Raw genomic sequence first — 18,100 nt, 5'->3', positions numbered from 1 at the left:
CGGACTGACGGGTGTCGGCCGGACGTACAGTGGCTTGGGCGCGTTACGTGCCTGACCCGCAGTTGCTGAGGAAGCTGCCGAGACAGCCAGGGAGGCACCCCCGTGAGTGGTGAGTTGCGGTTCGTCCGGATGGGATTCGGCGCCGACGGCATCGACTACGTCGACTACCAGGCGGCCTGGGACGAGCAGCGCCGGGTGCACGCGGCCCGCTTCGCGGACGAGATCCCCGACACCTGCCTGCTCCTCGAACACCGGCCGGTCTACACGGCCGGTCGGCGCACCGACCCGAGCGAGCGCCCCCTCGACGGAACTCCGGTCATCGACGTCGACCGCGGCGGCAAGATCACCTGGCACGGCCCCGGCCAGCTGGTGGGCTACCCCATCCAGAAGCTGCCGCGTCCGGTGGACGTCGTGGCGCATGTCCGGCGGCTGGAGGACGCACTGATCCGTACCTGTGCGGAGTTCGGGGTGGAGACGTCGCGGGTGGAGGGGCGCAGCGGGGTGTGGGTGCTGGGCGATCCGGTCGAGCAGCGGGCCGCCTCGCTCGGCGGCCTCTCGCTGGACCTGGACCCGCGCCTGACGGACGACGAGTTCGATCCTCGGCTGAACGGCCCCGAGTACGCGCCGTCGAACGCCGGGCAGCGGCGGGAGGACCGGAAGGTGGCGGCGATCGGGATCCGGGTGGCCAAGGGGGTCACAATGCACGGCTTCTCGCTGAACGTGAACCCGGACAATGTCTGGTTCGACCGGATCATTCCGTGCGGAATCCGGGATGCCGGGGTGACGTCGCTCACGAACGAGCTGGGGCGGGATGTGACCGTGGGAGAGGTTCTGCCGGTGGTGGAGCGGCATCTGCGGGATGTGCTGGAGAGCGCGGAGCTGCGGGCTCGGGTGGTGGAGCGGGCGTCGGCGTGACGGGGCGCCCCTGAACGGGCCTCGCCCTCAAACGCCGGAGGGGCTGAATTTCAGCACCCCGCGTCTCAAAGGTTGCCCGTCTCGAAAGGCGGGAAGCGCACGGGCGTACCCTGGTGGACGCCGAAGAATCGAAGCTACAGGGAGCCATCGTGTCCGCAGTCGCACCCGACGGACGCAAGATGCTGCGCCTGGAGGTCCGGAACGCCCAGACCCCCATCGAGCGCAAGCCCGAGTGGATCAAGACCCGGGCGAAAATGGGCCCCGAGTACACGAAGATGCAGAACCTCGTGAAGAGCGAGGGCCTGCACACCGTCTGCCAGGAAGCCGGTTGCCCCAACATCTACGAGTGCTGGGAGGACCGCGAGGCCACCTTCCTCATCGGCGGTGACCAGTGCACCCGGCGCTGCGACTTCTGCCAGATCGACACCGGCAAGCCCGAGGCTCTCGACCGTGACGAGCCCCGCCGCGTCGGGGAGTCCGTGGTCACGATGGACCTCAACTACGCCACCATCACCGGCGTCGCCCGCGACGACCTGGAGGACGGCGGCGCCTGGCTGTACGCCGAGACCGTGCGCCAGATCCATCAGCAGACCGAGGGGCGCGAGGGCGGGCGTACGAAGGTCGAGCTGCTCGCGCCCGACTTCAACGCCGTACCGGAGCTGCTGGCCGAGGTCTTCTCCTCCCGGCCCGAGGTCTTCGCGCACAACGTCGAGACGGTCCCCCGCATCTTCAAGCGCATCCGCCCCGGCTTCCGTTACGACCGTTCCCTCAAGGTCATCACCGACGCCCGCGACTACGGTCTGGTCACGAAGTCGAACCTGATCCTCGGCATGGGCGAGACCCGCGAGGAGGTCAGCGAGGCGCTGCGCCAGCTGCACGAGGCCGGGTGCGAGCTGATCACCATCACGCAGTACCTGCGTCCGACCGTCCGGCACCACCCCGTGGAGCGCTGGGTCAAGCCGCACGAGTTCGTCGAACTGAAGGAGGAGGCCGAGCAGATCGGCTTCTCCGGGGTCATGTCCGGCCCGCTGGTGCGTTCCTCGTACCGCGCCGGCCGCCTTTACCAGATGGCCATCGAGCTGCGTCAATCAGCTGCTCCGCAGCGGGGCGGTGCATACATCGCCTCGCAAGCGGTGTGAGCAGGACCCTCGTCGCCTGACACACCGTCACTCTCCCGGCCCAGCAGGGATGCAGCAGACGTGTGAATTCGCGCACAAGTGACTACCCGCCAGTAACGGCCGATTCCGTGCGGTCCTGACCGTCCTCGCAGTTGAGGGCATACGTCAGGGCCGCATCGGCGTTTTCGCCTTCCGTATCAAGGCTTCATCCGCGTTTGACCGGCAAGTCACGCCCTGGTAACACCAATCAGTAACCCTGGTTTTACACGATGTGCACCCTTACCCAGAGCCGTTCCGAGGGGGACACCCGCCATGCAGACCGCACCCGTCCGCGCCACACCCATCCCGTCGTTCACCGGCGCACTGCGCGCAGTCGAGTCGTTGCTCATGAACAGCGGCCAGCGCACCGCCCGCCAGAACGCCTGGACCTCCGTCCTGGAGGACCGCCGTCGCGCCAAGGACCGGGTCGAGGCGCAGCGCGTCCTCGAACAGGCCCTGGCCACCCGTTCCTGACCGTCGCTCCCCACCTCCCGACGACACCGCCGTCGTCGGCGCTTCCAGGGCCACGTAGACTTCACGGCATGGCGAGGAAGGAACCCGCGGCGGACGCCGCGAACCCCGGGCGACTCAAGCAGATCGCTCTGACGTACAAGATGACCCGCAAGGCCGACAAGAAGATCGGTCTTGTACTCGCGGCTGTCGGAATCTTCACCTTCGGTGTCTTCCTCGCGATCGGCTTCCTGATCGGTCACCCGATCTATCTCGGAATTCTCGGCCTCCTGCTCGCCTTCCTCGCGACGGCGATCGTGTTCGGGCGCCGGGCCGAGCGAGCCGCCTTCGGGCAGATGGAGGGCCAGCCGGGTGCTGCTGCGGCCGTGCTGGACAACATCGGCCGAGGCTGGACGACGACTCCGGCGGTGGCGATGAACCGCAGCCAGGACGTGGTGCACCGCGCGGTCGGCAAGGCCGGCATCGTGCTGATCGCCGAGGGCAACCCGAACCGGGTGAAGAGCCTGCTGGCCGCAGAGAAGAAGAAGATGGCCCGCATCGTCGCGGACGTACCGGTGCACGACCTGCTGGTCGGCACGGGCGAGGGCCAGGTCGAGCTGAAGAAGCTCCGCACGACCATGCTGAAGCTGCCGCGCGTCCTCGCCGGCCCCCAGGTGACCGCCACCAACGACCGACTGCGGGCGATGGGCGACCTGATGAGCAACATGCCGCTGCCGAAGGGCCCGATGCCCAAGGGGATGCGCATGCCGCGCGGCGGCAAAACGCGCTGACGCAGTCGCCGCAAGCGGCCTGGCACCGACCCTCGCACCGTCCTCATACCGACCTCGTACGACGATGGGGCGCCCGGATCACTCCGGGCGCCCCATCGTCGTATGCCGTCCCGTACGTGAGCTAGATCCGCACTTCCACAGTGCGTGCCAGTCGATCGTGGAGGCCGCGGCCGTCGCGGTCCCAGATCATGGCCGGTACGGCGATGCACAGCAGGAACGTGCGGAACAGGGCTCGCAGGGGGTTGGCCCGGCCGGTGTCCAGGGCGACCACGCGCAGACCGAAGAGGCGCTTGCCCGGCGTGAAGCCGACGGTACCGACCGTGACCACGCCCAGGACGAAGAAGATCAGCAGGGCCCAGTTGCCGGTCGCCTGGTTGTAGCCGTCAGTGAGCAGACCGTATGCGATCAAGAGGCACAGGCCCCAGTCGACGGCCAGGGCGCCGAGCCGGCGGCCCGGGCGGGCGATCGAGCCGGGGCCCTCCTCGGGCAGACCGAGCTGTTCGCCCCGGTATCCGAAGTCGACACCGGCTTCCTCTGCGGCGGCGCGAGGTCCGGAGAGCCACGATCCGAGTGCTTGCCTGTTGTCCACCCGACCACCGTACTGCGCGCGATTTTCGATACGTACAGGTGGGTCGCACGGCCGAGGTCCGGTTAACTTGGTCGAAACAAATGGGTCATGCCTGAGAAACCACCTGTCCCTAAGGTCGGATCCAACGTGTGCCACCGCACTGGCCGCACGAACGAACTACCACCCCGGCACGGACGGCCGGGAGTAGGAGGAGCTGGATGTTCCAGAACGCCGACGAGGCCAAGAAGTACATCGCGGACGAGGACGTCAAGTTCGTCGACGTCCGCTTCTGCGATCTGCCGGGTGTGATGCAGCACTTCACGCTGCCGGCGACGGCCTTCGACCCGGACGAGGAACTTGCCTTCGACGGCTCCTCGATCCGCGGCTTCCAGGCCATCCACGAGTCCGACATGGCGCTCCGCGCCGACCTGTCCACGGCGCGGGTCGACCCGTTCCGCAAGGACAAGACGGTCAACATCAACTTCTTCATCCACGACCCGATCACGGGCGAGCAGTACTCCCGTGACCCGCGCAACGTGGCCAAGAAGGCGGAGGCGTACCTGGCGTCGACCGGTATCGCGGACACCGCGTACTTCGGTCCCGAGGCCGAGTTCTACGTCTTCGACAGCGTGCGCTTCGCGACCGGCGCGAACGAGTCCTTCTACCACATCGACTCCGAGGCCGGCGCCTGGAACACCGGTGCGGTCGAGAACAACCGCGGCTACAAGGTCCGCTACAAGGGCGGGTACTTCCCGACCCCGCCGGTCGACCACTTCGCCGACCTGCGTGCCGAGATCTCCCTGGAGCTGGCCAACTCCGGCCTCCAGGTCGAGCGCCAGCACCACGAGGTGGGCACCGCCGGCCAGGCCGAGATCAACTACAAGTTCAACACGCTGCTCGCCGCGGCCGACGACCTCCAGCTCTTCAAGTACATCGTGAAGAACGTGGCGTGGCGCAACGGCAAGACCGCGACCTTCATGCCGAAGCCGATCTTCGGTGACAACGGCTCGGGCATGCACGTCCACCAGTCGCTGTGGACGGGCGGTCAGCCGCTCTTCTACGACGAGGCCGGTTACGCGGGCCTGTCGGACACCGCCCGCTACTACATCGGCGGCATCCTCAAGCACGCCCCGTCGCTGCTCGCCTTCACCAACCCGACGGTGAACTCGTACCACCGCCTGGTCCCGGGCTTCGAGGCGCCGATCAACCTGGTGTACTCGCAGCGCAACCGCTCCGCGGCCATGCGTATCCCGATCACGGGTTCCAACCCGAAGGCCAAGCGCGTCGAGTTCCGCGCGCCCGACTCCTCCGGCAACCCGTACCTCGCCTTCTCGGCCCTGCTCCTTGCGGGCCTGGACGGCATCAAGAACAAGATCGAGCCGGCCGAGCCGATCGACAAGGACCTGTACGAGCTGGCTCCCGAGGAGCACGCGAGCGTGGCACAGGTCCCGACCTCCCTCCCGGCCGTCCTCGACTCCCTCGAGCGCGACCACGAGTTCCTCCTCCAGGGCGACGTGTTCACGCCTGACCTGATCGAGACGTGGATCGACTTCAAGCGCACGAACGAGATCGCACCCCTGCAGCTGCGTCCGCACCCGCACGAGTTCGAGCTGTACTTCGACGTGTGATCGACCCGCCTCACCAGCGTTTCAGGGCCGTCCCCGCGAGGGGGCGGCCCTGCTGTGTTTGGACTGTTGGGCCGATCGAAATCTTTTCCCGCTTCACAGACGGCCCGCAGTCACGAGATCATCCTTACCTATTGTCCAGACGGTTGTTCGAGCGAGAGATGAGAGAGGGAACGGGGATGTCCGAACAGGACGACGTGGAGCGGGAGTTCGACGTCAGGTGGGCCGACAACGCCGAGCACAAGGAGCCCTCCGCACGGGCCCGGATGCTGGCCGCGCGGTGGAAGGAGAACCCGCCGGAGCCGGTGCCGTTCCGGGGGGAGCCCGAGCACTCGGGACCGCGTCGGTCGTCGTGGGTATCGACGGCGATCGTACTGGGGTGCGTGGCCGCGGTGATCCTGCTGCTGGGATACGCGAACTTCCGGACTCCCTACTAGTCGCACCCTCCGTATCAGCTCCACCGGAGTGAGTTGCCGGCCGCCCGTTAATCGCGCGACCGGCGGCCGGCTCCCGGCCTACCATCACGCGATCCGGCAGGCTGAACCAGGGGCGGGCATGCGCGAGGACATCAGGGGCGGCGAAGTGGCGGCGCGGCGGCTGGCCGAGGGGGCCGCCCTGCACAGACAGAGGTGGGAGGCCGGCATCAAGGGCTGAGCTTTGCCGGCCCCAGGACCGACCGCGACCGCTTCATGGGACGGGGCGGGTGCACACTGGGCAGTGGGGCGAGTGCCTGACTGGCGGGGTGATGCGGATGTCGAGCCGGATGCGGAGCGATCGGCGACTGACCGTGCGGATGACGGTCACGCTGTTTCTGCTCGGATTGCTGTACGTGGCCTTCGTCGCCGCGTTGATCGTGCTGCTGAAGTCCTGGGTGCTGGTCGTGGTGGTCGCGGCGGGGTTCCTCGCCGCGCAGTACTGGTTCTCCGACCGGGTCGCCCTGTTCGCGATGCGCGGGCGGGTCGTGGAGCGGGAGGAGTATCCGCAGCTCCACGGGGTGATCGACCGACTGTGTGCCATGGCCGACCTGCCCAAGCCGGTGGTCGCCGTCTCGGACATGGATATGCCGAACGCGTTCGCGACCGGGCGGAACGCCGATCACGCCGTGGTGTGCGTGACCACGGGGCTGCTGCGGCGGCTGGAACCGGATGAGCTGGAGGGTGTCCTCGCGCACGAGCTGTCCCATGTCGCGCACAAGGATGTCGCCGTGATCACCGTCGCGTCCTTCCTCGGCGTCATCGCCGGGCTCATCGTGCGGTTCGCGTTCTACTCGCAGCTGTTCGGCGGGGGCCGACGGGACCAGAACACCGCCGTCGTCTTCATGGCGGTGATGGGCGTCTCCGCGGCCGTGTACACGATCAGCTTCCTGCTGATCCGTGCCCTGTCCCGGTACCGGGAACTGGCCGCCGACCGCTCCGCCGCGCTGCTCACCGGGCGGCCCTCGGCACTGGCTTCCGCCCTCACCAAGGTCTCCGGCGACATCGCGCGGATCCCGTCGAAGGATCTACGGACCGCGCAGGCTTTCAACGCGTTCTACTTCACGCCCGCCCTCGGCAAGGAGCCGGGCCTGGCGCGGTACTTCTCCACCCATCCCAGCCTGGAGCAACGGATCGAACAGCTGGGGCGGATCTCCGGCGAGTTGGGCGAGGCGGCGGCTCCCGGCTCCGGGAAGTAACGAGGATCGGCGAGGCTTGGAGTGCCTGTATGGGGTTGCTGGACATTCTGCTGGGGCGCACCAAGCCCGTCGTGCCTGATCTCGACCGGCTCTTCGGGCTGCCGTCGGCCGCGGTGACCCTCCAGGCCGCGGCCGGCTTCACACCCACCGGCGGGGGTGCGGTGTGCTTCGCCACGGTGGAGGGCGCGGCCTTCGACGAGGTACGCAAGGAGGTCCAGGCGCTGCTCGACGCGGATGCGGAGCGGACCGGGCCGCCTGTCGAGCTGGTCCGGGACGAGTACGGGTACTCGTGGCTGGTGTCGCGGCGCGGGCCGGAGGATCTGCCGGCGCTCGTCGGGGATCTGCACGCGGTCAACAGTGCGTTGGAGGCTGGTGGGTTCGGGCCTCAGTTGTTGTGTTCGGTGGTCGGGTTCGAGGATGCGGCGAGCGAGGGTGGCGGTGCGGGTTCGCGGCGGCTCGGGCTTGTCTATCTCTACAAGCGCGGGACCTTCTATCCCTTCTCGCCGCTGACCGAGAGCGTCGGGGGACCTGGAGGTGGCGGTCAGCGGCGGGACAGCGCGCTGGAGTTGCAGGTGCGGGCCGCGCTCGTCGGTGATCTGCGGATGGAGGAGGACCTGGGTCGGTGGTTTCCGGTGTGGGGTGCCCCCGGTCTCTGAAACGGACCGAGGGCACGTTCCCCTCCCGCTGGTCCCGCTGGTCCTACTGGCCCCGCTCGCGGCGGTAGCGGCGCTCCCACTTGGCCTGCTGGTCGCGGCGCTGGCGGTAGGCGCGGTAGTTGGCGGGCGAGGAACCGGCGGCCGGGCTGCTGCCCCCGGACGAGGGTGCCGCCGTACCGCTCCCCGTGCGGCCGTAGCGGAAGTAGACGAAGAGCAGGCCGGCGGCGGCGAGCCACAGGACGCTGTTGTCGAAGCCCATGATGACCAGAACGACGGTCGCGGAAATGATCAAGGTGCCCATGACGGGACTCCTTGCGAGTGGCGTGGGTGGCTGAGCGGTGACGTACGTGACGGTGCATGCCGACGGGGCGCTTGGGGTGGGCGTCCGTCGGTGCGTAGAGAGTAGCCCCGAGTCCCACGAGTGGTGCCTGTCCGGCGGGAAGCGGTGTGGACGGCTTCGCTGTACGTGTCCCAGCGTAGGGATGCGGGGGGAGGCTGCGCATCCGCTTTTCTGCGTGCGGGAGGTGAGTGATGCCAGTGGCGTGAGTGAATGGGCGGATGAGTGAGCTGCTTCCTTTCTCAAGGAACGGCTGGTGCCACTGCTCGCCGAGTTCGTCGCGCGTGACTGGACAGTCCTCTCGTGCTGGTGGGGTTCAGCATGAGTGGGCAGACGGTGGCGGATCTCGCCGGGCACTACGGGGAACGGGTCGCCGCCCTGGGGTTGTGCGCGCCTGCCGTGTACGGCGCCGAGGCGTGGGACGTGCCGTTCGGTGAGGGGGACGGTCGCTTCAGCGAGTTGATCCGGACGCCAGGGAGTTGGCGCGGGGCGCTCGCGCTGGACACGCTGCGTGCGTACGAGGGGCGGGCGGTGCTGGTGGTTCCGGGCGCGGATCACGTCATTCCGGCCGAGGTGACGGACGCCGTCGCGGATGCGTTGGCGAGGCGTGCGCAGTTCACACGTCTTGAGGTCGGCGACGCGGACCACTTCTTGGGGCTGTGCTTCCGCGATCACGAGGACGACCGACGGGAGTTCGTGGACGTCGTGCTCACCGGGCTGGACGACCGCGGTTGGACACCGACGCGCTCCTGGGTGGCCGAGCAACGTTCAAGCGCGAGATGCGGCAACGCGCCCGGGAGTCGGCGGAGTCCGCGACTCGGGACGTGTCGGCATGACGGGGGCGGTGCCGGTCCTTGAACCGTGAACGCCGCCCGTCCCCCAAGGACGGACGGCGTTCACAACCGGGACTCAGCGCGAGTAACGCATCAGTGCCCGCACCATGTGGCACGTCGTGTCCGACGGTGGGTGGACGCCGATCAGGTCCGCCGCGCTGCGGATCGTTTCGTTGCGGGCCTGGTTCGGCATGTAGACGCCGGAGTCGAGCAGGGCGATCGCGAGTCGCATCGCCTTGAGACGGCGGTTGTGCGTGACGTACCAGTCGCGGGGGCGGCCCGGCGGCAGCGGGCGCTTCTCCACGGGGGCGTACGGCAGGTCGAGCACGACCCCTCTCCTGGCGGTGGACTGGGTGGGCAACGGCTTGAGAGCGGCAGCGGGCACAGGCATCCTCCTGTCGCGGTCAGAGTGGCACCGGAACTCCCGGCGACACCCTCGAACACTGCTTCTATTTTACTACCCGGCACTGACAAAAGCCCCTGGCCACGAGGCCTCTGACGTACCGTGAGCCCCATGGAAATCTGGATCAACCCGGCCTGCTCCAAGTGCCGTGGAGCCCTGTCGCTGCTCGCCGCCGAGGGCGCCGAATACACCGTCCGCCGCTACCTGGAGGACCTGCCCACCGAGGCCGAGATCCGTGCCGTACTCGATCGGCTCGGGCTCGAACCCTGGGACATCACCCGGACCCAGGAAGCCGTCGCCAAGGAGTTGGGGGTGCGGGAGTGGGGCCGGGAGGCGGAGGACCGGGAGCGGTGGATCGCCGCTCTCGCCGCGCATCCCAAGCTCATCCAGCGGCCCATCATCACCGCCGATGACGGCAGTGCCGTCGTGGCCCGGACGGACGAGGCCGTGCGGGACGCACTGTCCCGGCGTCCGACGGTGTGACGTACGTTACTTCGGCGGCCGCGGTGACCACTGAGCAACCTCGTTCGATATCTCGTACATAGCGACGTACGCTCCCCTACCTCTTCAGGAGGCGCGGATGTCGCGCAGAAGAACTGTCAGCACGAAGAAGAAGCTCGCGCTGCTGGTCGGTGCCGGAGTGGTGGCGGGCGGTGGTGCATTCGCCATGGCGGCCACCTCCAACGCCGCACAGACCGCCGCCGACTCGACCGTCTGCCAGGGGCTCGCGACCGCCCTCGGCAACAACCAGAAGTTCATCGCGGACCAGCGGGCCACCCCCGACGCCCAGTCGGCCGCCCGGATCGCCAACCGTGACGCGGTCGTCGCTCAGATCAAGGTCCAGCAGGAGGCGTCCGGGTGCGTGGTTGGGGAGTCGGCTCAGGACTCCCAGGTCACGCAGCCCGGCCAGCCCGGCCAGCCCGGCCAGCCCTCACGGAGTGAATCCGCAGCGCCCGCCGAGGCCGCCTCACCCGCAGCGCCCGCCGACGGGCAGCAGGTCTGCAACGGGTCCACCGTCACCCTCTCCGGGGAGGACGGGGCGCCGGCCGCGTCCAGCAACCAGTTCCCCGCCGGGACCAAGTTGCGCGTCACCAACCTGGACAACAACAAGTCCACGACCGTCGAGGTCACTTCGGTCTCCGGCAGTTGCGCTCTGCTCAACAACGCGGCCTTCGAGCAGGTACGCGAGCCCGGCAAGTTCCTGATCCGCCGGGCGCTGATAGAAGAGGTGGGGTGAGGTTCCGGCGCTGACACCTGCTCGGACCAAGGGTCCTGTCGCTCCCGGCCAGGGGTGGCAGGACCCGTCCATTTCCCCCATGTCCCCCTTGTACCCATCAACTGCGTCGCGCTCCCAACCCCTTCGCATACGAGTTCCGAGGCATTTTCCCTCGTTTCCCCTCCCCGGCTCCGTCCCGTCCTCCCCACGTGAGACGCGCCACAAGAACACCAGGTAACACGGGGTTCACATTCGAGCAATGATCGGGAAATCGCCTGTTGACAGGCTTCCGGGCAATGGCGCGGTGCCTCAGTGCCGCAGCACCGCAGCACCCGCAAGTGCGCATAGAGACCCACCCCGAAGGATGTGTCCCCGTGACCTTCAAGGCCGAGTACATCTGGATCGACGGCACCGAGCCGACGGCCAAGCTCCGCTCCAAGACCAAGATCCTGGCCGACGACGCCAAGGGCGCCGAGCTGCCGATCTGGGGCTTCGACGGGTCTTCCACGAACCAGGCCGAGGGGCACTCCTCGGACCGCGTGCTCAAGCCGGTCTCCTCCTACCCGGACCCGATCCGCGGCGGCGACGACATCCTCGTCATGTGCGAGGTCCTCGACATCGACATGACGCCGCACTCGTCCAACACGCGTGCCGCGCTGACCGAGGTCGCCACGAAGTTCGCCGCTCAGGAGCCGATCTTCGGCATCGAGCAGGAGTACACCTTCTTCGACGGCGCCCGTCCGCTCGGCTTCCCTGAGGGCGGCTTCCCGGCCCCCCAGGGCGGCTACTACTGCGGTGTCGGCGCCGACGAGATCTTCGGTCGCGAGATCGTCGAGGCCCACCTGGAGAACTGCCTCAAGGCCGGTCTCGCCATCTCCGGCATCAACGCCGAGGTCATGCCCGGTCAGTGGGAGTTCCAGGTCGGCCCCGTCTCCCCGCTGGAGGTCTCCGACCAGCTGTGGATCGCCCGCTGGCTGCTCTACCGCACCGCCGAGGACTTCGGGATCTCCGCGACCCTGGACCCGAAGCCGGTGAAGGGCGACTGGAACGGCGCCGGTGCGCACACCAACTTCTCCACCAAGGCGATGCGCGAGGGCTACGACGCGATCATCACCGCCTGCGAGTCCCTCGGTGAGGGCTCGAAGCCGCTCGACCACGTCAAGCACTACGGCGCCGGCATCGACGACCGTCTCACCGGTCTGCACGAGACCGCCCCGTGGAACGAGTACTCGTACGGCGTCTCCAACCGTGGCGCCTCGGTGCGTATCCCGTGGCAGGTCGAGCAGGACGGCAAGGGTTACATCGAGGACCGCCGCCCGAACGCCAACGTCGACCCGTACCTCGTGACGCGGCTGATCGTCGACACCTGCTGCTCGGCCCTGGAGAAGGCCGGCCAGGTCTGATCGCTCGTCTGATCTCCGTCTGATCCCAGATGGTGAGAAGGGGTGTCCACCGCACGGTGGACACCCCTTCTCTGCTTCGCCCCTTCTCTGCTTCAATGGACCCATGGCCAGCTTCCAGAAGTGCATCGCGACAGGTCGCCACGACCTCGAGCCCTTCTGGCCTTCCCGCCAGCACCACGACTTCGACCGGGTGTGTTGTCGCGCGATGAACGCGTCGGCCCTCTAACACCAGCTGTACGGCCCTTCTGTCGCCGTACCTCTCGGTCTTCCGCCGACGCGCACGACGTACGTCCCCTGACGAACTCCTCGCGCGAAAGAGCTGACCTCTCATGGCGACCACCACTCGTTCCCTCTCCCCCCTTTCTCCCCTCCCCACGGCTCCCCGTCCCGCCCCCGCGTCCCCGGGCGCCTCCGCACGGCACCGACTTCGCGCCGTCGACCGGGACGAGGTGGTCGACGTCGCGGACTTCCTCCCGCCGGGCGCCACCTGGCTGCCGGCTCCCCCGCACACCCTGCCGACGCTGCCGGGCCAGCCGCCGATGATCGGCTACCTGGTGCTCGTACCGGCCGATCAGCAGCCGCCCGTACTGCCGTTCGCGCTCCCGGCTCCGGAGCCGGCGCCCGAGCCGACGCAGCCGGTGGCCGACGGTGGGCGTCACCTCGTACGCGTCGACAACGCCCAGCGCACCGCCGAGGTCGAAGGGCGTCCGCTGGATCTCACCTACCTGGAGTTCGAGCTGCTCGCCCATCTCGTCGCGCACCCGGGCCGGGTGCACACCCGCGACCAGTTGGTCACCACGGTGTGGGGCTACGGGCACGTGGGTGACGGCCGGACCGTCGACGTCCACATCGCCCGGCTGCGCCGCAAGCTCGGCGTGGAGCACCGGCAGGCGATCCAGACGGTACGGCGGGTGGGGTACAAGTACACGCCCCCGACCGCGCGTTGACCCGTCGCCCCGCTATCCGGGGGGGTGTGTCTGGCACCACCACCCGGTACGGGTGTTCGGCCCCGTGACCCGGTGGGGCGCCCTCGGCGAGACTGACCGCATGGACGACGCCTTCACCGCACGAGTTCGTACCGTGTCGCTCGCCGGGGCACGGTCGCTGCTGCTCGCCGTCGCCTCGATCGCCGGGTCGCTGCTGCTCCTCGTGCTCTCCCTCGTTTCGCTCGCGCTCGTGCCCGTCCTGGGGGTCGGTCTCCTCACCACGCCCCGGGTCGTCAAGTGGGTGCGGGCGTGGGCCGACTGGCGGCGGCTGATGGCCGTGCGGTGGGGCGGGGTGCGGATTCCGCCCCGGTACCGGGTGCCGCCGGCGGACGCGGGGCGGTGGGCGCGGGCCCTTGGGGTGCTGCGTGATCCGGCGACCTGGCGGGAGTTCGCGTGGCTGCCGCTCGACGCGGTGCTCGGGTTCGTCACCGCGCTGGTGCCGGCCGCGCTGCTCCTGTATCCCTTCGAGGGGTTCGCGCTGGCTCTCGGGCTGTGGCGGGTGTTCACGGACGGGACGTACGTCGGCTGGTGGTACGGGTTCGTGCCGATCCGCGGTCAGGGCAGCGCGCTCGCCGCCGGCGCCCTGGGGGCCGTACTCCTCGTTGCCTCGTACTATCTGACGCCCGCCCTCCTGCGCCTTCACTTCCTGCTCACGCGGGTGCTGTTGGATTCCGAGCGCGGTGAACTCGCCGAGCGGGTGCGGGTGTTGACCGAGACGCGGCGGGATGCCGTGGACACCTCTGCCGCCGAACTACGGCGTATCGAGCGTGACTTGCACGACGGCGCGCAGGCGCGGCTGGTCGCGATGGGGATGGATCTGGGGACCGTCGAGGCGCTCATCGAGAAGAACCCGGAGAAGGCGCGGGAGTTGCTCGCGCGGGCCCGGCAGTCCTCCGCCGACGCGCTCGCCGAGCTGCGGGACCTGGTGCACGGCATCCATCCGCCGGTGCTGGCGGAGCGTGGACTGGGCGATGCCGTACGGGCGTTGGCGCTGCGGCTGCCCATCGACACCGAGGTCGTGGTCGACGTGGACGGCGGTCGGGCGGAGGCGCCTGTGGAGTCGGCGGCGTACTTCGCGGTGAGCGAGGTGCTGACCAACGCCGTCAAGCACTCCGGCGCCGAGCGGGTGTGGGTCGATCTGCGGTACGCGGACGGCTCGTTGCGAATCTCCGTCACCGACAACGGGCGGGGCGGTGCGCGCGCCGGGGGCGGGTCGGGGCTGGCCGGGGTCGAGCGGCGGCTCGGTACATTCGACGGCGTCCTGGCCGTCAGCAGTCCGGTTGGCGGTCCCACCATGGTGACCATGGAGATTCCTTGCGAGTTGTCCTAGCCGAAGACCTGTTCCTGCTGCGCGACGGACTGGTCCGGCTGCTGGAGGCGTACGACTTCGAGATCGCCGCGGCGGTGGAGAGCGGTCCCGAGCTGGACCGGGCGCTCGCCGAGCTGGCACCGGACGTCGCTGTGGTCGACGTACGCCTGCCGCCGACGCACACCGACGAGGGGCTGCAGTGCGCGCTGCGGGCCCGTCGGGCGCGGCCGGGGCTGCCGGTGCTGGTGCTGTCGCAGCACGTGGAGCGGCTGTACGCACGGGAGTTGCTGGCCGACGGGGACGGCGGGGTCGGCTATCTGCTCAAGGACCGGGTGTTCGACGCGGAGCAGTTCGTGGACGCCGTACGACGGGTCGCGGCGGGCGGTACCGCCATGGACCCGCAGGTGATCAAGCAGCTGCTGGCGGGGCGTGCCGGGGACGGCCGGCCGCTGGGGCGGCTGACGCCCCGGGAACTGGAGGTGCTGGAACTCATGGCTCAGGGACGTTCGAACGCGGCGATCGCGGGGCATCTCGTTGTCACGGAGCGGGCGATCGCCAAGCACACGTCCAACATCTTCGCCAAACTCGGACTTGAGGTGTCGGACGATGACAACCGCCGCGTCCTGGCGGTACTGACCTATCTCGACCAGGGGCGTTGAAAGCACAGCACCGTCGACAAACTCGACAAACTCGACGATATCCGCTCGCCTGCCGAACACTTGCCGTAAGAGATCGGCAACTCCCAGTATACCCGGTGAGGTTGGGGTCGAATTGTCCTACGAATCTCTCATCAATTTCTGAGGCGGCTGAACACTCCTGAGGTCCCCCTCGTATGGAATGACGCCGCTTCACTCCTGTCGGGCGCCTCGATAGCCCCGCAAGGAAGTCAGAGGAGTTCCATGGGACGCAATGCACGTAAACGACGCTCACCACTGGCCGTTCGCGCCGTGGCCGCATCCGCGGCCCTCGCGATCGGTGGTGGTGGACTTGTCTGGGCGAATTTCTACGCCTCCGCACACGAGGAGAACGGCGCCCAGAACCAGACCAAGGCCGCTGCGGCGCAGATCGCCACGATCGACTGCCCGGATGTCGGTCAGAAGCTCTCGAACGTCCCCGACGGCGCCCGCGCCGGCGTGGACAAGGAGCTGGCGAATCTCGACAACCAGATCACCGAGGCCTACGCGCGTCTCGCCTCCACTCGGCAGGCGCAGGCAGGTGACGCGAGCTTCGTGCAGAACGCGATCGTCGGTCCGCTGAAGGACAAGCGGTTCGCGGCGATCGACCGGATCCGGATCAACATCCAGCGCGCTGGTGGTTCCGGTGCCGACAACCTGGGGCAGTTCGCCCAGTGCACCGGTGTCGCGGCCGCGCCGCAGACCAACGCCGGTGAGGGCCAGGGCAACCAGGGCAACGGCCAGAACAACGGTGGCAACCAGAACAACGGTGGCCAGGACCAGAACAACGGCGGTCAGGACCAGAACAACGGTGGTCAGGACCAGGGTCAGGACAACGGCCAGGACCAGGGCCAGGACCAGGGTGGCGGTCAGGACCAGGGTCAGGACCAGGGCAACGCCGGTGGCGGCGGCCAGGGCGGCAACGGCCCGGTGGCTGCCGACTTCGTCGACATCACCCAGGTTCAGGGCAACGCCCAGCTGGGTGTGGGTGCGAACGGACTCGCTGCCAACGGCAACAGCGGCTCGCGTGGCTCCTTCACCACGAAGTGCGGCACCAACGGCAACGACAACCACAACACGGACAACGTGATCGTCGCCCCCGGTGTCAGCAACGGTGCCCACCACCTGCACGACTACGTCGGCAACCAGAGCAACGATGCCTTCGCGAGCGACCAGGAACTGGCGGCGGCCCAGACCAGCTGCCAGAACCAGGGCGACAAGTCGTCGTACTTCTGGCCGGTGCTGCGTCTGCAGGACGGCTCGCAGGACTTCGACCAGAACAACGACGGCGGTGGCAAGGAAGGCAACGTCGGCAAGATCCTGCAGGCCTCCCAGGCGCAGATCAAGTTCGTCGGCAACAAGAAGGGCAACGTCGTCGCGATGCCGACCGCCCTGCGCATCATCACCGGTGACGCCAAGGCCTTCGTCAACGGCAACGCGAACGCCAACGTGAACTGGAGCTGCACCGGCTTCGAGAACAAGGTGCAGCTGAAGGACCAGTACCCGATCTGCCCCCAGGGCAGCTCCGTGGTCCGTACGACCGACTTCCAGAGCTGCTGGGACGGCCAGAACATCGACAGTGCGAACCACCGCACTCACGTGTCCTTCGTCCAGGCCGACGGCACCTGCGCCAACGGTTTCAAGGCGATCCCCCAGCTCCAGGTCCGTCTGGTCTACAACGTTCCGGCCCCGAAGCTCGAGAACGGCACGGTGGTGAACCCGTACGCGGTGGACACCTTCCCGGAGAACCTGCACAAGCCGATCACCGACCACAACGACTTCATCAACTTCTTCTCCCAGAACACGATGAACAAGATGGTCAACTGCATCAACACCGGCAAGAAGTGCCAGTAGATCCAGTAGCTCGACCGGTGGCCCACCGACGGTGGGCCACCTGAGAAAGCCGGTGGCGGGTTCTCCCGCCACCGGCTTTCTCATGCTCTGCTCTGTCTTTGTTGTTCCCGCTTCCGCTCAGCCTTCGTGGCCGGCGGAGTGGCTCGCCTCGCCACCGCCGCCCGCGTGGTGGTCGGCGCCCACCTCGGTGGTCCCGCCGAGCTTGCTCTGCAGCTTTGCGATCACCTTCTGGTCGCCGACCGCGGTCCACTTGCGGCCGAGGAGGTAGAACCCGCCGTAGTCCTTGGCCCCGTTGATCCACTCGCGCTGGCCGCGGTCGGTCGCGTAGGTCAGGAGAAGGAACTTGCCGTAGGTGGTGGTCTTGCAGGCGGCCTGGCGGAGCTCGTCCGCGTCGATCTGCATGATCGGCGTGCAGCCCGCCTCGCTCGCGATGTGTTCCAGGCTGCCGGTCGCGGCGACCGGCGTGGCGTCGATCGCCGTGGCCGCCTGATCGCTGTCGCCGCCTGAGCAGCCCGTCAGTGCCAGCGCCGCCACGGCTGTGACCGCGGCAGCCACGAGCTTCGGTCGCGTCACCATCATCTGTTCGTCCTCCGGTCCGTTCGCCGCCGACATTACTCTCGGCCCATGCTGCGGGAGGCCCCGGCACGGAGCCCTCGCTCTCGATACGGCTGCCGGGCACAGACCACTCAATCAGGGAACGCGTGTGCGAGAGTGGGCAAGTGAACGCAGACTGGGAAGAGCGTGTGGATGCCGCCTGGGCCACCTTCGACGACTACGACGAGGACCACGGAGCGGACTTCCGCGCCGTGATCGACGCACTCGTCGCCGAACTGCCCGCCGGCAGTCCCCTGACCCCCTTCGAGCAGGCCTGCGCCTGGGACTCGACGGGCCACTCCGACCGTGCGGCGCCCCTCTACCGGGAGGCGCTCGCGCTCGGGCTCGGCGAACACAGCGGATACAAGGGCCGGCGCGCCAAGATCCAGCTGTCGAGTTCACTGCGGAACATCGGACAGGCCGAGGAGGGCGTCAAGCTGCTCACCCCCGAACTGGACGCCCCCTCCGACGAGTTGGACGACGCCGTACGGGCATGTCTGGCGCTGTGCCTGTCCAGTCTCGGCCGCGACCGCGAGGGCCTCTCGCTCGTCCTCGGCGCCCTCGCTCCCCATCTGCCGCGCTACCAGCGGTCGATGGCGAACTACGCACGGCTGTTGACCGAACCGGACGCGTAACTCCGGGAGGGTCAGGTGACGA

20 protein-coding genes and 1 pseudogene are annotated in these 18,100 nt (G+C 68.3%); 17 read left to right on the top strand and 4 right to left on the bottom strand.

Translation table 11 applies throughout. From position 1 onward, the window contains the following. The first annotated feature begins 129 nt into the window (after window positions 1-129). From lipB to OG734_RS35920, 4 genes are all read left to right on the top strand, one after another. Window positions 130-915 carry a lipoyl(octanoyl) transferase LipB gene (lipB, locus tag OG734_RS35935; RefSeq protein WP_330293914.1) on the top strand — a complete coding sequence of 262 codons (786 nt, stop codon included), beginning with the start codon at window positions 130-132 and terminating at the stop codon, window positions 913-915. Between the two features lie 149 nt (window positions 916-1,064). Continuing rightward, window positions 1,065-2,054 carry a lipoyl synthase gene (gene lipA / locus OG734_RS35930; RefSeq protein ID WP_330291594.1) on the top strand — a complete coding sequence of 330 codons (990 nt, stop codon included), beginning with the start codon at window positions 1,065-1,067 and terminating at the stop codon, window positions 2,052-2,054. A gap of 291 nt (window positions 2,055-2,345) precedes the next feature. Then, complete coding sequence (locus OG734_RS35925) at window positions 2,346-2,546, top strand: SCO2195 family GlnR-regulated protein (RefSeq protein ID WP_330291593.1); 201 nt, start codon at window positions 2,346-2,348, stop codon at window positions 2,544-2,546. Window positions 2,547-2,614: 68 nt separating this feature from the next. Continuing rightward, the gene (locus OG734_RS35920; protein ID WP_330291592.1) at window positions 2,615-3,313 is read left to right on the top strand and encodes a DUF4191 domain-containing protein; all 699 of its coding nucleotides are present in this window, start codon (window positions 2,615-2,617) and stop codon (window positions 3,311-3,313) included. A gap of 121 nt (window positions 3,314-3,434) precedes the next feature. Here OG734_RS35920 and OG734_RS35915 read toward each other — a convergent pair whose 3' ends face one another. Next, complete coding sequence (locus OG734_RS35915) at window positions 3,435-3,902, bottom strand: RDD family protein (protein WP_330291591.1); 468 nt, start codon at window positions 3,900-3,902, stop codon at window positions 3,435-3,437. A gap of 197 nt (window positions 3,903-4,099) precedes the next feature. On the opposite strand from OG734_RS35915, the gene glnA reads away from it, so the two are divergent. The 4 genes from glnA (at window position 4,100) to pspAB (ending at window position 7,834) form a co-directional block, all read left to right on the top strand. Next, on the top strand, window positions 4,100-5,509 hold the full coding sequence (gene glnA, locus OG734_RS35910; RefSeq protein ID WP_330291590.1) for a type I glutamate--ammonia ligase: 1,410 nt from the start codon (window positions 4,100-4,102) through the stop codon (window positions 5,507-5,509). 176 nt (window positions 5,510-5,685) lie between these two features. Continuing rightward, window positions 5,686-5,943 (top strand): SCO2583/SCO2584 N-terminal domain-containing protein, encoded by a 258-nt coding sequence (locus tag OG734_RS35905; RefSeq protein ID WP_330291589.1) that lies wholly within the window; start codon window positions 5,686-5,688, stop codon window positions 5,941-5,943. A 314-nt stretch (window positions 5,944-6,257) separates the two neighbouring features. Then, window positions 6,258-7,178 carry a zinc metalloprotease HtpX gene (htpX, locus tag OG734_RS35900; RefSeq protein ID WP_330291588.1) on the top strand — a complete coding sequence of 307 codons (921 nt, stop codon included), beginning with the start codon at window positions 6,258-6,260 and terminating at the stop codon, window positions 7,176-7,178. Window positions 7,179-7,207: 29 nt separating this feature from the next. Beyond that, entirely contained in the window at window positions 7,208-7,834 is a 627-nt protein-coding gene (gene pspAB / locus OG734_RS35895) for a PspA-associated protein PspAB (RefSeq protein WP_330291587.1), read from the top strand. Window positions 7,835-7,877: 43 nt separating this feature from the next. Here pspAB and OG734_RS35890 read toward each other — a convergent pair whose 3' ends face one another. After that, window positions 7,878-8,135, bottom strand: coding sequence for a hypothetical protein (locus OG734_RS35890; RefSeq protein ID WP_330291586.1), 258 nt, complete (start codon window positions 8,133-8,135; stop codon window positions 7,878-7,880). Between the two features lie 327 nt (window positions 8,136-8,462). Here OG734_RS35890 and OG734_RS35885 point away from each other — a divergent pair. Next, window positions 8,463-8,951: pseudogene (locus OG734_RS35885) on the top strand (alpha/beta hydrolase); the annotation flags it as partial. 129 nt (window positions 8,952-9,080) lie between these two features. Here OG734_RS35885 and OG734_RS35880 read toward each other — a convergent pair. Then, window positions 9,081-9,389 carry a hypothetical protein gene (locus OG734_RS35880; RefSeq protein ID WP_330291584.1) on the bottom strand — a complete coding sequence of 103 codons (309 nt, stop codon included), beginning with the start codon at window positions 9,387-9,389 and terminating at the stop codon, window positions 9,081-9,083. A gap of 129 nt (window positions 9,390-9,518) precedes the next feature. Between OG734_RS35880 and OG734_RS35875 the strand changes: the two genes are divergently transcribed. The 7 genes from OG734_RS35875 to OG734_RS35845 all read left to right on the top strand — a co-directional run bounded on the left by OG734_RS35875 (window position 9,519) and on the right by OG734_RS35845 (window position 16,849). Further along, entirely contained in the window at window positions 9,519-9,890 is a 372-nt protein-coding gene (locus tag OG734_RS35875) for an arsenate reductase family protein (RefSeq protein ID WP_330291583.1), read from the top strand. A gap of 97 nt (window positions 9,891-9,987) precedes the next feature. Continuing rightward, window positions 9,988-10,644, top strand: a complete 657-nt coding sequence (locus OG734_RS35870; RefSeq protein WP_330291582.1) for a hypothetical protein — start codon at window positions 9,988-9,990, stop codon at window positions 10,642-10,644. A 353-nt stretch (window positions 10,645-10,997) separates the two neighbouring features. Further along, window positions 10,998-12,026, top strand: coding sequence for a glutamine synthetase (gene glnII, locus OG734_RS35865; protein WP_330291581.1), 1,029 nt, complete (start codon window positions 10,998-11,000; stop codon window positions 12,024-12,026). A 329-nt stretch (window positions 12,027-12,355) separates the two neighbouring features. Then, complete coding sequence (locus OG734_RS35860) at window positions 12,356-12,973, top strand: winged helix-turn-helix domain-containing protein (protein WP_330291580.1); 618 nt, start codon at window positions 12,356-12,358, stop codon at window positions 12,971-12,973. A 100-nt stretch (window positions 12,974-13,073) separates the two neighbouring features. Beyond that, window positions 13,074-14,342: a sensor histidine kinase gene (locus OG734_RS35855; RefSeq protein ID WP_330291579.1), complete on the top strand. Its 1,269-nt coding sequence runs from the start codon at window positions 13,074-13,076 to the stop codon at window positions 14,340-14,342. After that, window positions 14,327-14,980 (top strand): response regulator transcription factor, encoded by a 654-nt coding sequence (locus OG734_RS35850; RefSeq protein WP_330291578.1) that lies wholly within the window; start codon window positions 14,327-14,329, stop codon window positions 14,978-14,980. Before OG734_RS35855 ends, OG734_RS35850 begins: the two co-directional genes overlap by 16 nt. Window positions 14,981-15,220: 240 nt before the next feature. Next, on the top strand, window positions 15,221-16,849 hold the full coding sequence (locus OG734_RS35845) for a DUF1996 domain-containing protein (protein WP_330291577.1): 1,629 nt from the start codon (window positions 15,221-15,223) through the stop codon (window positions 16,847-16,849). 117 nt (window positions 16,850-16,966) lie between these two features. Here the strand turns inward: OG734_RS35845 and OG734_RS35840 are convergent, their stop codons facing one another. Continuing rightward, window positions 16,967-17,428 (bottom strand): hypothetical protein, encoded by a 462-nt coding sequence (locus OG734_RS35840; RefSeq protein WP_330291576.1) that lies wholly within the window; start codon window positions 17,426-17,428, stop codon window positions 16,967-16,969. Between the two features lie 140 nt (window positions 17,429-17,568). Between OG734_RS35840 and OG734_RS35835 the strand changes: the two genes are divergently transcribed. Next, window positions 17,569-18,078 carry a tetratricopeptide repeat protein gene (locus OG734_RS35835; RefSeq protein ID WP_330291575.1) on the top strand — a complete coding sequence of 170 codons (510 nt, stop codon included), beginning with the start codon at window positions 17,569-17,571 and terminating at the stop codon, window positions 18,076-18,078. The last annotated feature ends 22 nt before the right edge of the window (window positions 18,079-18,100 follow it).

Origin of the sequence: Streptomyces sp. NBC_00576, assembly GCF_036345175.1 — a bacterium.
In the GTDB taxonomy this organism is placed as follows: Bacteria; Actinomycetota; Actinomycetes; order Streptomycetales; family Streptomycetaceae; genus Streptomyces.
This window is presented reverse-complemented; position numbering and strand designations above follow the sequence as displayed.